At 64.6% G+C, this 13,214-nt stretch carries 14 protein-coding genes; 9 read left to right on the top strand and 5 right to left on the bottom strand.

Annotated elements, in window-relative coordinates; genetic code table 11:
- The first annotated feature begins 119 nt into the window (after positions 1 to 119).
- Positions 120 to 1,475, top strand: coding sequence for an MFS transporter (locus ACSYG9_RS18985; RefSeq protein WP_454839553.1), 1,356 nt, complete (start codon positions 120 to 122; stop codon positions 1,473 to 1,475).
- 3 nt (positions 1,476 to 1,478) lie between these two features.
- Here the strand turns inward: ACSYG9_RS18985 and ACSYG9_RS18990 are convergent, their stop codons facing one another.
- Both ACSYG9_RS18990 and ACSYG9_RS18995 read right to left on the bottom strand, forming a co-directional pair.
- Positions 1,479 to 2,501 carry an SMP-30/gluconolactonase/LRE family protein gene (locus ACSYG9_RS18990; RefSeq protein ID WP_454839554.1) on the bottom strand — a complete coding sequence of 341 codons (1,023 nt, stop codon included), beginning with the start codon at positions 2,499 to 2,501 and terminating at the stop codon, positions 1,479 to 1,481.
- The gene (locus ACSYG9_RS18995; protein WP_454839555.1) at positions 2,498 to 2,665 is read right to left on the bottom strand and encodes a hypothetical protein; all 168 of its coding nucleotides are present in this window, start codon (positions 2,663 to 2,665) and stop codon (positions 2,498 to 2,500) included. The genes ACSYG9_RS18990 and ACSYG9_RS18995 overlap by 4 nt, the downstream gene beginning before the upstream one ends.
- Positions 2,666 to 2,942: 277 nt before the next feature.
- Between ACSYG9_RS18995 and ACSYG9_RS19000 the strand changes: the two genes are divergently transcribed.
- Both ACSYG9_RS19000 and ACSYG9_RS19005 read left to right on the top strand, forming a co-directional pair.
- Positions 2,943 to 4,337, top strand: a complete 1,395-nt coding sequence (locus ACSYG9_RS19000) for an IS1380 family transposase (protein WP_454839470.1) — start codon at positions 2,943 to 2,945, stop codon at positions 4,335 to 4,337.
- A gap of 327 nt (positions 4,338 to 4,664) precedes the next feature.
- Entirely contained in the window at positions 4,665 to 5,699 is a 1,035-nt protein-coding gene (locus ACSYG9_RS19005; protein WP_454839556.1) for a TIGR03617 family F420-dependent LLM class oxidoreductase, read from the top strand.
- A gap of 4 nt (positions 5,700 to 5,703) precedes the next feature.
- Here ACSYG9_RS19005 and ACSYG9_RS19010 read toward each other — a convergent pair whose 3' ends face one another.
- The 3 genes from ACSYG9_RS19010 to ACSYG9_RS19020 form a co-directional block, all read right to left on the bottom strand.
- Complete coding sequence (locus tag ACSYG9_RS19010; protein ID WP_454839558.1) at positions 5,704 to 6,279, bottom strand: hypothetical protein; 576 nt, start codon at positions 6,277 to 6,279, stop codon at positions 5,704 to 5,706.
- A 268-nt stretch (positions 6,280 to 6,547) separates the two neighbouring features.
- A complete protein-coding gene (locus ACSYG9_RS19015; RefSeq protein ID WP_454839560.1) occupies positions 6,548 to 6,976 on the bottom strand; it encodes a hypothetical protein in 429 nt (142 codons plus the stop codon).
- A gap of 106 nt (positions 6,977 to 7,082) precedes the next feature.
- A complete protein-coding gene (locus tag ACSYG9_RS19020; protein WP_454839561.1) occupies positions 7,083 to 7,757 on the bottom strand; it encodes a maleylpyruvate isomerase family mycothiol-dependent enzyme in 675 nt (224 codons plus the stop codon).
- Positions 7,758 to 7,832: 75 nt separating this feature from the next.
- Here ACSYG9_RS19020 and ACSYG9_RS19025 point away from each other — a divergent pair, with 75 nt between their 5' ends.
- From ACSYG9_RS19025 to ACSYG9_RS19050, 6 genes are all read left to right on the top strand, one after another.
- A complete protein-coding gene (locus tag ACSYG9_RS19025) occupies positions 7,833 to 8,264 on the top strand; it encodes a MarR family winged helix-turn-helix transcriptional regulator (protein ID WP_454839563.1) in 432 nt (143 codons plus the stop codon).
- 112 nt (positions 8,265 to 8,376) lie between these two features.
- On the top strand, positions 8,377 to 9,513 hold the full coding sequence (locus ACSYG9_RS19030) for an acid phosphatase (RefSeq protein WP_454839564.1): 1,137 nt from the start codon (positions 8,377 to 8,379) through the stop codon (positions 9,511 to 9,513).
- 151 nt (positions 9,514 to 9,664) lie between these two features.
- Positions 9,665 to 10,972 (top strand): lipase family protein, encoded by a 1,308-nt coding sequence (locus tag ACSYG9_RS19035; protein WP_454839565.1) that lies wholly within the window; start codon positions 9,665 to 9,667, stop codon positions 10,970 to 10,972.
- Between the two features lie 139 nt (positions 10,973 to 11,111).
- Positions 11,112 to 11,960 carry a Cof-type HAD-IIB family hydrolase gene (locus tag ACSYG9_RS19040; RefSeq protein ID WP_440123985.1) on the top strand — a complete coding sequence of 283 codons (849 nt, stop codon included), beginning with the start codon at positions 11,112 to 11,114 and terminating at the stop codon, positions 11,958 to 11,960.
- A 254-nt stretch (positions 11,961 to 12,214) separates the two neighbouring features.
- On the top strand, positions 12,215 to 12,739 hold the full coding sequence (locus ACSYG9_RS19045) for a flavodoxin family protein (RefSeq protein WP_440123986.1): 525 nt from the start codon (positions 12,215 to 12,217) through the stop codon (positions 12,737 to 12,739).
- Positions 12,740 to 12,830: 91 nt separating this feature from the next.
- Entirely contained in the window at positions 12,831 to 13,196 is a 366-nt protein-coding gene (locus ACSYG9_RS19050) for a VOC family protein (RefSeq protein WP_454839567.1), read from the top strand.
- Positions 13,197 to 13,214: the final 18 nt, after the last annotated feature.

Below are 13,214 nucleotides of genomic sequence, written 5' to 3' on the forward strand. Positions count from 1 at the left end.
CATGTCAGGACCAACCTCGCTTCCGCTGAACGGAAACCTGTATGTAATTGCTTCGCATGGTTCGAAAGGATCGCAGTTGTGACGTGAGTCATGACACGACTAGTGATTCGGAGTGATGAATGAACCCACGGTTGCCGGCGTCGGTCGAAGGGCCGCACTCGTCTCGTGACGCCGAGGCGGTGGTCGATCGATCACAACTGCGTAAGGTCACGTTGTCGAGCCTGCTGGGCACGACCATCGAGTACTACGACTTCTTGCTCTACAGCACGATGGCTGCCTTGGTGCTGGGCGATCTGTTCTTCCCCGCGTCGAACTCGGCGGTCTCGACCATCGCGGCCTTCGGAACCCTTGCTGCCGGCTATGTCGCGAGGCCGATCGGTGGTCTGATCTTCGGGCACTTCGGCGACAAACTGGGCCGCAAGTCGATGCTCGTCATCACGATGGTCATGATGGGTATCGCGAGCTTCGCAATCGGCGTGCTACCGACATACGAGCAGATCGGAGTGCTGGCGCCCATCCTCCTCGTGACGATGCGCGTGGTGCAGGGCGTCGCGGTGGGCGGCGAGTGGGGTGGTGCCGCGTTGATGGTCGCCGAGCACGCCGACCCCCGTCGCCGCGGATTCTGGACCGGGCTCATGCAGCTCGGCTCGCCTGTCGGCTTTCTGCTGTCCACACTGGCAGTGATGATAGCGACGCTGCTGCCCGAGGAGTCGTTCAACTCGTGGGGGTGGCGTCTTCCGTTCCTCGCGAGCGCACTGTTGCTCGTGATCGGCCTCTACATCCGGATGAGCGTGGTGGAGAGCCCTGTGTTCGAGGACGCCGCGGAGAAGGCGAAGGCAGCCACTGCGGCGAAACCTCCTGTGCTGCAACTCTTGCGCACTCCGCGGCCGCTGATCCTCGCCTGCGCGGTGGGAATCGGCCCGTTCGCACTGACTGCGCTGATCACCTCGCACATCATCTCGTATACGAAGACCATCGGGTACGACACGTCGACGGTCATGCGCGTCCTCGTTGTGATGTCGATGGTGTCGATCATCGCGATCCCGGGCTTCTCGACCTTGTCGGACCGGATCGGCAGGCGGGCTGTGAGTCTCACCGGCGCAGCCGCGGCGGTGCTGTATGCCTTCCCGCTGTACGCGCTGATCAACTCGGGCGACACCACGTTACTGGTGATCGGCCTGCTGCTCGGGCAGGTCATCCAGTCGGCGATGTATGCGCCGCTCGCTCCGCTACTGTCGGAACTCTTCGGCACAGGAGTCCGCTACACAGGGGTGTCGCTCGGCTACCAGCTCTCGAGCCTGATCGGTGCCGGCTTCACTCCACTGATCGCTGCGAGTCTGCTGGCGACTTCGGACGGGTCGAGCCTGCCGCTCAGCCTGTTGCTTGCGATCACGGCAGGCATCACGATCGTCGCTGCATGGGTGGCGTCGGAGACGAGTGGGAAGGATCTTACGACCGCCGAGCACGTCGGCTGAGCGTCAGGTGGGCACGGAGGTCACCGCGATGGCATGCTCGTGAAGACTGCCGAGAATCAAGGTGCCTTCGTGTTCGACGACTCCCGTCACCATTGCGTAGTCGTCGCCGTCCCGCTGCAGATCGTGGATGATCGTGCCGTCCGGGCCGACGCCGAGGACCCACGCGGTGCGGGCAGGAGAGGGCAAGAGCCGATCAGGTAGCGACCACATCGCTCGACGGAGGATTCCCGGCAACGGGAGCAGTGCGTCGAGTACCGGGTTTCGCGGCGATGCGAGTGTCACCCAGATGAGTCCGTCGCTGCCGAGCGCGATGTTGTCGGGAAAGCCAGGCAGGTTGTCGACCAGGGTTTCTCTGGTGCCGGACCGGGGCCCGCGCAACCAGTAGCGGTTGAGGCGATAGGCAGCGGTCTCCGCGACGATCAGCGCCGAGCGGTCGGGTGTGAACGCCACACCGTTGGCGAATTGCAGAGTGTCGAGCAAGGTCTCGACCGAGCCGTCGGGAGACCGGCGGAACAGCCGGCCGGTCCCGGAGTGCTCGACGAGGTCTGCCATCCACTGCTCCAGTGGCCAGCGACGCGAGGATGCGGTGAAGTAGATCGTTCCGTCGCTCGGGTCGGCCACCACATTGCTCGCGAAGCTCAGCGGTTCGTCGTCGATCGTGTCGACCAGCACTTCGACGGGCTGTCCCGGGCCCGGCCAGCGCAATAGTCCGCGCTCGGCGTCGCAAATGAGCAGTGCGCCGTCGGTCTCGGCGTGGAGCCCCAGTGGCCGGCCGCCGGTGTCAGCTGCCGCGGTGACATCTCCGGTGTCGATGTCGACTCGCAGTATCTCTCCGGTCTCGATTCCGGTGTAGGCGAACCCATCGGCACCCAGGACGACATCCTCGGGGCCCGCACCGGGCAGCGTGATTCGCCGAACTGGTGGCAGAGGCGGTGTGCTGGCGCCGTGCTTCGCTCGCTCCGGTGAGGAAGGCGGTGACCACCGACGCGGCCGCAGGCGCATGTCGGGCCGGTCCTGTGCATTCATGCGGGGTCGAGTTTCAGGGTGACCTCGACGCGACCGCGGTCGTCGCGGTGCGCAACAGCGTGTCCGGTACGTTCTTCCTCCAATTGGATTCGCATGGGGGCGCCATTTCCGAGGAAGTTGCGCCACCATGATTTCTCGTGGGGCATTGCGACGCGGATCGTCACGGTATCGCCCGAGATTCGGTAGCCGACCGGCAGCGTGTACGGCCGACCGGATCTACGGCCTGTATAGCTGATCGGCGCGATGACGCTGCGGATTCGAGGTCCGATGACAAGCAGCCCGGACGCTGCGACGACGATGGCATCGACGGGGCGCGCTAGCCTCGCGCTTTCGCGCTGATCGAGCGGACACCCGTGTCGAGAACGAAGAATGGTGCCCTGAACTGGGATAATTCGACTTGCTGAGGGTCGAGTTTCAACCAGTTCGAGGAGCACCATTCAGGTGAGCAAGTCTACGTCCCCCTACCCATCCGTGTCCGCATCAGCCACCGGAACCGGTGTCGTGTCGCATGCCGGCGCGGTCCTGCTGCTGCGCACCGCGGAGAAGACCGGCCTCGCTTCGGCGTTGACGACCGAGCTCGCACCGTATCGAAAACCACTGGCCCGACACGATCCCGGCAAGATTCTCCTCGACCTCGCCGTGTCTCTGACGATCGGCGGGGACTGCCTCGCCGACATCGCACAACTACGAGCCCACCCGGAGATCTTCGGCGCGGTGGCATCCGACCCAACTGTCTCCCGCCTGATCAGCGTGTTGGCCGCCGATGCCGACACCGCGCTGACTGCGATCGGACGTGTCCGCGCCACCGCCCGCTCCCGTGCCTGGACTGCCGCCGGCGAGTCGGCACCGGACCATGCCATCGACGAGCAGCATCCGTTGGTGATCGACGTCGATGCCACCCTGGTCACCGCGCACTCGGAGAAGGAATCCGCTGCTCCGACATTCAAGCGAGGCTTCGGATTCCATCCGCTGTGCGCGTTCGTCGACCACGGCACCGGCGGCACCGGTGAACCCGTCGCGATGCTGCTACGCCCGGGCAACTCGGGATCGAATACCGCCGCCGACCACGTCGCGGTCGTGCAGGACGCACTCGCGCAGTTGCCGTTCGACCCGGGTTATCGGGTCGGGAAGAAGGTGCTGGTGCGGATCGACGGTGCCGGCGGCACCCACGCGTTGATCGAGTATCTGACCAAGCGACGCCTGTCGTACTCGGTCGGGTTCTCCTTGACCGACGCCCATGCCGAGGCGATCGATCTGGTCCCGGAGCAGGCGTGGACCCCGGCCTACGACGCCGACGGGCAGGTCCGCGACGGTGCGTGGGTCACCGAGATCACCGACCTGCTGGATCTGTCGAGTTGGCCGAAAGGAATGCGGGTGATCATCAGGAAGGAGCGCCCGCACCCCGGGGCACAGTTGCGGTTCACCGACCGCGACGGCCTGCGGTTGACCGCGTTCGTCACCAACACCCGCCGTGGTCAACTGCCCGATCTGGAGTTACGGCACCGGCGTCGGGCTCGGTGCGAGGACCGGATCCGAACGGCGAAAGTTACCGGTTTACAGAATCTTCCGCTGCACGGTTTCGATCAGAATCGGATCTGGTTGGCGCTTGTGCAGCTCGCGTGTGAGCTGGTGGCGTGGATGCAGATGCTCGCGCTGACCGATACCCAGGCCCGGCGGTGGGAACCGAAACGGCTGCGGCTGCGACTGTTGTCGATCGCCGGGCGGAGCGCCCGGCATGCCCGCCGTGTTCGGCTGCGTCTGGCCGCCTCGGCTCCCGACGTCGATGTGCTCGTCGCGGGCCTGAACCGACTCGCAGCACTTCCTGCGCCTGTGTGACCTGCACGTATCTGCCCGATCGAGACGAGAGGAACGATCTTCGGGGCCGTGGACCCCGGCGTCACCCGACCGTGTCGGGCAGTCGCCCGTGGACGCACACCGGATCCACGGTCACCACGACCAATCCGAAACCGCTAGGCCGGCACGCGAACCGCACGAAAGATCGAGGCTAGGCGCAGAATCGAGCTACCGAGTGTCATTTTTCCTCCGTGTTCACAGTACGGCGCGATTATGCGCCGTCGAGCCGGTCAAATCTGGCTCGGCCTTCTCTTCACGCGGGTTATATGCTCACTCCGGATCGGACCCGGAGATGTTGCAGGAGTGTGTATGAAAGTCGTCCTACCGCTCGCCTCCAGGGACGGCGCACTCGCCGACGTCGCCGACATGGCGATCCAAGCCGAGGAGAGCGGATTCGACGCCGTGTCGTTCAGCGAACTCACCTCTGATCCGATCCTCCACTTGACGATTGCCGCTGGGGTGACCACCCGCGTCGACCTGCTGACCAACATCGTGGTGGCGTTCGCGCGGTCGCCGATGACGCTTGCGGTGCAGGGACGGGCCCTGCAGGACTACAGCGGCGGACGGCTTTCGCTCGGCCTCGGCAGCCAGATCAAACCACACATCGAAAAGCGCTTCTCGATGCCGTGGAGTTCGCCGGCACCGCGGATGGCCGAGTTCGTCTCGGCGATGCGGGCGATCTGGGAGTCATGGGCCACCGGCTCAAAGCTGGATTTCCGCGGCGACTTCTACACGCACACCCTCATGACTCCCATGTTCAGGCCGCCGAGTGAGCAGCCCGCACCCGAGGTACTCCTTGCCGCCGTTGGTGCCAGGATGACCGAGACTGCAGGCCGCGTTGCCGACGGTATCCTGTTGCACCCCTTCACTACCGAGCGATACATGCGGGAAGTGACGTTGCCTGCCCTTGCTCGCGGGCGGCGGGCGCCGGGCGCGCCGGAGCGCGACCCCGAAATCATCGCATCCGGATTCATCGCCACCGGACACACGGAGGAAGAACTCGCTGCCTCGAAGGCCGCGGTACGGCGACAGATCTCCTTCTACGGCTCGACTCCCGCCTATCGGCCTGTTCTTGACCTGCACGGACTGAGCGATCTCGGCGATGAACTCAACCGGCTCTCCAAGACCGCCGACGACGGCAAGTGGGACACCATGGCGGGCTTGATCGACGACGGGATTCTCGGCCTGTTCGCTGTAGAGGGCGCTCCCGCCGAGGCAGCGCGAGCGCTGGTCGATCGCTCCGGTGACGTCGCGACCCGCTACACGATCAACAGTGTCGGTGTGCCCACTCCGCAACTGCAGCGCGAAGTTGCGGCACTTCTACAGGATGCTGCGAAACGCTAGGAGTTCAACGAACGTAGACCCAATGCCCACCCGAGCACTGTTGCTTTCTCATGTCGGGGGTGTGCGTTATCAATCCCTCTTCGTCGGGATGGCACGGACCTGCCACGGCTCCGCCGCCGCCCATCGTTCCCGGAGGATTGGGGGGATTGTTGACGGCATCGAACTCGTCGGCGCACTGCTGTGACCACGGCGTCCAGGTCCCGTCGTCGTACACCGTCGCCCCGCGATTATGGACATTCTTGTCGGTTCCACACCACGAGATCTGCGGGTTCTGCGGATCTGCGTTCGGGTCCGGGGGCGGTGCATCCGAGTAGGGATTGGGGCAGATATCGCCGACGCAGTCGTACGGATTGGGGTCGAGGCTTCTTCTCGGGCCTTCGCTGGCATCCGCTTGCCCGGCGACCGGTTCCCCACTGGCAACGTCCGGGTCGTTCGCCTGCTCGGAAGCGGGTGGTTCACTGACAACCTCCCCGGCGGCAGGTACGGCAACACCGCTGTGGGGTTCCGTTGACGGCGCGGCGGTCGCGGACGGCAATGTGGCTGTTTGTGACGTGGACGCGGTACCGGTCGAGGCATCCACCGTGACGGTAGTCGTCGCAGTCGAAGCCTCTGCCTCGCCGTTCGATGCGCTACCACCCCCGCAGCCTGCAATCACAAGCCCCAGAGCGACCAAGCATACTGCTGCAGATCTTCTCATGTCCCCTCCACATCAAGACTGCTCCGAATCCGGCACGTGGAAATCCCACGTTCGTGACCAGGATCGTGGGCCTCCGAACCGGTGTTACAGGCCGTGAGTCATGGAAACAATTCGTGGACAAAATCTTCGGGTTGTAACGTCCTGCCCGGCGTCAATCCTCGGTGGGACGCCGGATGCTGGACGAGCGATATCGCACCGAGAACATGCCGATCAGTCCGGCAGCGACAATGGCCTGGCCCAGCATCAGCGCTGACGGCAGGACGATCAGTTCCCAGCCGGTCGACGCGAAGCCCAGCGCCCACACGATGATTGCGGCGGCCAGCGCGATCGTTGCCATCTGACCGACCCCCATGAGGGTCATCGCCCATCCGCGCAGGCGACGCTGAACGATGCAGACGGCACCGGCAATGGCTCCGGCGAACGAGATGGGTAGCCCGAGCAGGGTCGGAAGAACCACCATGGCCTCGATGCCGCCCCCGACTTCGACCACCCCCGCGAACACCAACTGCGGGACGACGAACAACCAGATCGGTACTGTGCACAGAACCGAGATGATCGACACGGTGCGGAGCATCTGCATCAGGTGAACGTATCCGAAGCCTGCCGGTGGTGGCGGGACCCCTCGATTCGCTTCGGTTCGTCGAAGGTCCATTGTGTGAACGGCCTGTCGGCGTCCCACTCGATCCTCACGCCGGGGGTGTGTGCTGCGGAGCCGGTTTCGTCGTGCGCGCGGTTGTGAGGCCGTCGCCGGACAGCGGACCGAGATCGACGTCTCGACCGGCGAGGAGTAGAAGGAGGGTCAGCATCGGGCCTCGGATCTCAGGCCCGGTGCCTGTCGACCAGGCGACGTCGGTCGCGCAGAGATGCGATGCGCTGAATCGGTTCTTCTGGAACACCTTCGACTTCCATCCTGTGCCGTAGGACGCGATGTGTGTCGCGGCGTCTGCGGCCACCTCCGGTGAGGCGCTCAGCGTGCGGCCGAGTGGGATCGCGATGTCCTGTCCGTGGACGAGAATATCGACGAGAGGTTCGCGAGGGGAGAGTCCGAGGTTGTGCTTCCGTGAGCCGATCATTGCTCGAATTTCTTCGATGAGCCGCTCGGTCGGCACAGCTGCCTTCTGTATGGCGGAGTGATGGATCAGCGAGTTCGTGCCTCCGGGGTGCCGGAGTGCGAGTGGGAGCATGGCGATCGCCTCGCGTGCGCGGATCTGTTGCAGAGTCAGATGTGCTGCCACGTCACGTACCGTCCATCCGTGACATAGCGAAGGATGCTGCCACTCAGCATCATCGAGAGTCTCGAGTAGATCTGCTGTACGTCCGCGATGGTCGTCGATGGCTGCCCAGACTTCGTCGATGTTCATGATCGGTTCCGATCGAATTGATTCGAAGTTAGGACTAATATTAGTCTCAACTTCGAATCGATGACAAGGGGTGTCATGGCGGACGACCCGCATATCGCCGTACTGATGTTCACCGCGCACCGCAATGCGGAGAGCCGTGTCTTCGGTGCGCTTCGCGGAGCCGGCTTCGAGATCACTCTCGCTCAGGCCCGTATCGTTGCCCGGATCGGACCCGACGGGACGAGGCTGTCCGGACTCGCCGAGCAAGCTCTGGTCTCCAAGCAGACCACCACGCATCTTGTGGACCAGCTCGAACGAGCCGGATACGTCGAACGAGTAGTCGACCCAACCGATGCCCGCGCTCGCCTCGTCCGCATCTCGCCGCGCGGCGAGGAACTGATTGCCGTTGCCCGCGCCGAGGAAGCCGAAATCGACAAGGACTGGACGGAGCACCTCGGAGCCCGGCGCATGCACGACCTACGCGAGACACTCACGCTGTTGCGCGGCATCACCGATCCGTCGGCATGATCCGAGTTCTTCCCGATGGCCGCTCCGGTAGGAGCGAAGTGAAGCTATACATTCCATGCACGTTGTAGGTAGTCTCCCGAACGGCCGTCCAGGTTCGGGAAGGGACAACTCGATGAAGCTCCTCAGATGCGCTGGTGCCGTCGCGGTGGCAACGACGATGACGTTGTCGGGGACACTCGCTCACGCCGACCCGGCGCCCCCGGTCGCCGAGCCGTACACCCTGCAGGAGCTTGTCGGTCCGTACCCGTCCGACTTTCCCGCGCGCGGCACCTTCATCCCGGTACTGGACGGATTCACCGGGATCCGCGACACCCGACCTGACCTGATGCAACGCAACCTCGACCGGACTGTGGAGATCAACAACGGTGCCTCGGCCATCGCGCAGCAGCGGGCACTGTTCGACAGCAACCACGAACGACTGGTGTCGTTGTCGGACGGTTTCGGCGAGGGGCTCGGCGCGGCGTTCCGTACCGCGCTCCACGAGGGGCGGCTACCCAAGACGCAAGCGCTCCTCGGAGGTGAGCTCGGGCGCGCCATCGGTATCGCGAACCTCTCCCTCGTGGAGAAACAGCACTGGAGCAATCCGCGGCCGTTCGAGGTGGCGCCCGACCGGATCCACTACTACTTCGGTGACGGAGTCAGCGGCGCCGCCGATCCGTACGCCGAGGTCGGTGGGACGAGTTCGTACCCGTCGGGCCATACATCGAGTTCGTATCTGACCGGCATCCTGTTGGCGGACATGCTTCCGGAATTGGCACCGCAGATCCTCACCAGAGCATCGGAGGTGGGCAACAGCCGGATCGTGCTCGGTGTGCACTACCCCCTCGACGTCATGGGCGGGCGCATCATGGGCCACGCTGCGGCTGCGGACCGGTTGAGTGATCCGGCATTCGAACGCGTGGTGGATGAAGCCGCGGCCGAGCTGCGAGCAACGCTCGAGTGGTCGGTGGGGGAGCCGCTCGACGGATACATCTCGTCCGACACGCCGTATCGCCCGATCGATACCGCGCTCGCCGAGTACAACGAGCGGATGACGTACGGATTCGATCGGATCGATCCATCGATGACGAACGACATTCCGGCCGAAGCCGCAGTACTGCTGCGTGGTGTCGCCCCCGACCTCACCGACGAAGAGCGACTCGACATCCTGCGGCGCACCGCGATCCCCGCAGGCTATCCGCTGGATCAGGCGGGGCCGAACGGCGGGTGGTTGCGTATCGATCTCGCCGCAGCGTACGAAGCCGTCTAGCGCGGAGCAGTTTTCCCATTCGGATACGCGGGCTTGTCGACCGATTCTTCGATTGTTGCGACAACCGAGGCAGGATCGGCAAGTATGTAGGGCAGGACAGCGCTCCACCTGGGACCCAGGTCGCGGGTCGTGTCCGAGACAGGCGCCGATCATGCCCCGAGCCCGCTCGTTCTTCTGCGCAGCACGCAATAGTGCTGTCGCCGTGTTCACCGCCGCTGTCCTGTTTTCCACCGCAGTGGCGACCGGTGCGGGTACCGCGACCGCGCAGCCCTCGGCCCCGATGGTGGTTCCGTTGCCGTCGGCCGACCCGTTCTACACGTACGACGGATCGTTGGACGGCGTGGCACCGGGCACGGTGCTCGACACCCGGACGATGCCGTACGGGTTCCATGATCAGGCCACGCCGATCACGAGTACACAGGTGCTGTACCGCACCACCGACCAGTTCGACCGACCGACCACGACGGTCGCGACGGTCCTACGACCCTTGGGGCCCGGACCGGCACGAATGATTTCGTACCACATGGCATACGACGCGCTCGGTTCCGAGTGCGATCCCTCGTACACCCTCACCGGGAACGGCACCTACAGTCAGGCAGGCACGTTCGAACAGGGCGTGATCACCGGCTACCTCGCGTCCGGGTACACCGTCGTCGTGCCTGACTACGAGGGCCCGGACCTCGAGTGGACCATCGGACGTCAGTCCGCGTACGCGGCACTCGACGGAGTGCGTGCTGCGGAATCGGTACTGGGGCTTCCCGCATCGACACCGGTGGGATTGGCCGGCTACTCCGGCGGCTCGGTGCCCACCCAGTGGGGTGCCGAGGTTGCACCGACGTATGCGCCCGAACTGAACATCGTCGGCGCGGCGGCGGGTGGCCTTCCGGTGAACCTGGCCCACAACCTGCCCTACGTCAGTGGCAGCGCGAGCTGGGCCGGGGTCATCCCCGCACTGATCGTCGCGTATCAGCGCACCTACGGTCTCGACACCGCGGCATTTCTCAACCCGTACGGGCAGCAGATCGTCGACACGGTCAGTTCACAGTGCATCAACGCATTCGCATCGAAATACCCGGGATTGACCGACACCGAGATGCTCCGGGCTCCCTACACTTCGCTGCTCGACGTCCCCGGTGTGGTCCGTGCCATCAACGACAACATCATGGGCACGGCAGGTACCCCGCGGGTGCCGATGCTGCTGGCGGTCGGGGATGTCGACGGCACCGGGGATTCCGTGATGATCACCGCCGATGTCGAAGGGTTGGCGCACCAGTACTGCGAACGCGGTGTTGCCGTCACCTACGCGCGGTACGACCGGCTCTCGCACAGTGAGGCATTCATGCCGTTCCAAGCGCAGACGGCCCAATTTTTCACCGACCGCTTCGCAGGCGCACTACCGGCCGGGAACTGCGGCATGGTGGGGCCCGGAAACGACCTCGCCCCCACTCCGGTTCCGTGACCGTCAGATCCCCGCACACCTCGGCCTTACCCACCACTCGACTGGGAAGCACGCAGTGCCATGTCATTGCGCAGCTCACGGCGTCCGCCGAGCCGGCACTCGAGTGTGGGTGCATATGCTGCCCTGGCATCATGCGAAGGTGACGCAAATTCGGCTTCTCGCGACGGACCTCGACGGCACCCTGCTGCGGTCGGACCGCACGATCTCTTCCCGCACCGCGAAATCCATGGAAGACGCGCGACGGTCGGGAGTCGAGGTGGTGTGGGCGACGGCTCGCGCTCGGCATTCGGTGCACGACCTGGCGCAGTCGTGCGGATTCCGCGGCAAGGCGATCTGCGCGAACGGCGCTGTGGTTCTCGACCTGGCCGATGGAACCCCGGTGATCACCGCGACGACGCCGATTACGGTGGCGTCGGCCGCAGCGGCGATGGACCGGGTGAGGACGCTGTTGCCCGGAGTCGTATTCGCGAACGTCGGCCCTACCCGCTTCGTTGCCGAGCGGGCGTACGCGGCGTTGTGTGACTTCGCCGACCACCACCGGCATCCGCACGAGATGGCGCTGTCGGAAGTGCTGCCCGACATCGACGAGCCGATGGTGAAAATCGTCGCCCGACATCCGGAGGTTCCCAGTGCCGAGCTGTACCGGGCGGCAGTGGCGGCTGGGATCGACGGCGTCGAGCTGACACACTCCGGCGCGCCGTACATCGAGATGGCGGCGTCCGGTGTGTCAAAAGCGAGTGCGCTCGCCGAGCTCTGCGCGGTCGACGGGATCACTGCGGAGGAGGTTGCTGTCGCTGGCGACGCCATCAACGACATCCCGATGCTGATGTGGGCGGGGACGGCACTCTGTCCGTCCAACGCGCTGCCGGAAGTCCTCGCACTGGCCGACCACGTCCTGCCGAGCAATGACGAAGACTGTGTCGCCGGCTACCTGGAGGAGCTCGTCGGTGCCACACTGGTTCCCGCTGCATTACAGGATGATCGGTGAGTTCCTCAGCGAGCCGTAGCCGTCGACCCGCGCTACGCTGCGGCGCGAAGATGCAGAGCGTGCCGGCGAGGCTTGAGACCCTTCTCGACACGTCGAGTCGAGGACAACAGGGCCTCCAGATTTCAGGTTCTACATCGGATGAACTCGAACCGGTGCTGACGAGGATATCCGCGGATGACGTCCTCACCGGGGCTTAGCATTGAACTACCGGTCGTCTCGGGACCGGCAGTTCTCCCGCCGAGAGGATGTCCGCCATGAAAGTTCTGGTGATCTTCGAATCGATGTACGGGAACACCCGTCACGTCGCGGAAGCGATTGCGCAGGGGATCGGAGAAGCTGCTGCGGTGACCACTGTCGCCGCAGCAGACGCGAAGGACGAAGATCTCACCGCGTACGACCTGGTAGTGGTCGGCGGCCCTACCCACGTGCACGGGATGAGTAGGCCCACCACCCGCCACGGTGCAGTGGAAGCGGCCGAGAAACCGGACAATTCGCTCACCCTTGAATCCGACGCGGAGAGCGACGGCGTGCGCGAATGGCTCGCTTCCCTCGGACAGGCCACCGGGAAGGCCGCCGCGTTCGATACGAGACTCGACGCCAACCCGTTGTTGACCGGCCGAGCATCGAGGTCGATCGGTAAGAAACTGCGTAAGGCCGGTTTCACTCTCGTCACAGAGCCGGAGAGTTTCCTTGTCGACAAGCGGACGATCCTCGCACCTGGCGAAACGGAACGTGCGAGTCGGTGGGGGCGCGCACTGATCGGCACGGATAGCAGGTGACGGTCCTGCACGAGCCGGAACCGCCACGAGGACGGCAGTGCCTGTAGTGGAATCGGATGGAACGCAGCCGAATCAGAAGGAGATTCCCGACATGCGCCCCACCGGTCTCACCGCAAACCTGAACGTCCCGAGTATCGAAGAAGCCCGTAGCTTCTACGCCGACTATCTCGGGCTTACCGTCGAGGAGATGAATCTGGGATGGGTCGCTCGGTTCAGTACTCCGGACGGGCGTGCAAGTGTGCAGCTCGTCAGCGGGGACGAAACAGCACCGGTGGACTCGGCATTGTCCGTGCATGTCGGCGACGACGTGGAGGTTGCCTACGAGGAGGCGAAACGGCGTGGGCTCGAGATAGTCCATCCGCTGACGACCGAGCCGTGGGGTGTGCGGCGATTCTTCGTCCGCGCGCCGGACGGCACCGTGGTCAACATCGTGAGTCATTCGGACGACGAACAGTAGCTCTCGGCAGCATCGATC

The organism is Rhodococcus sp. SJ-2, from assembly GCF_053750035.1.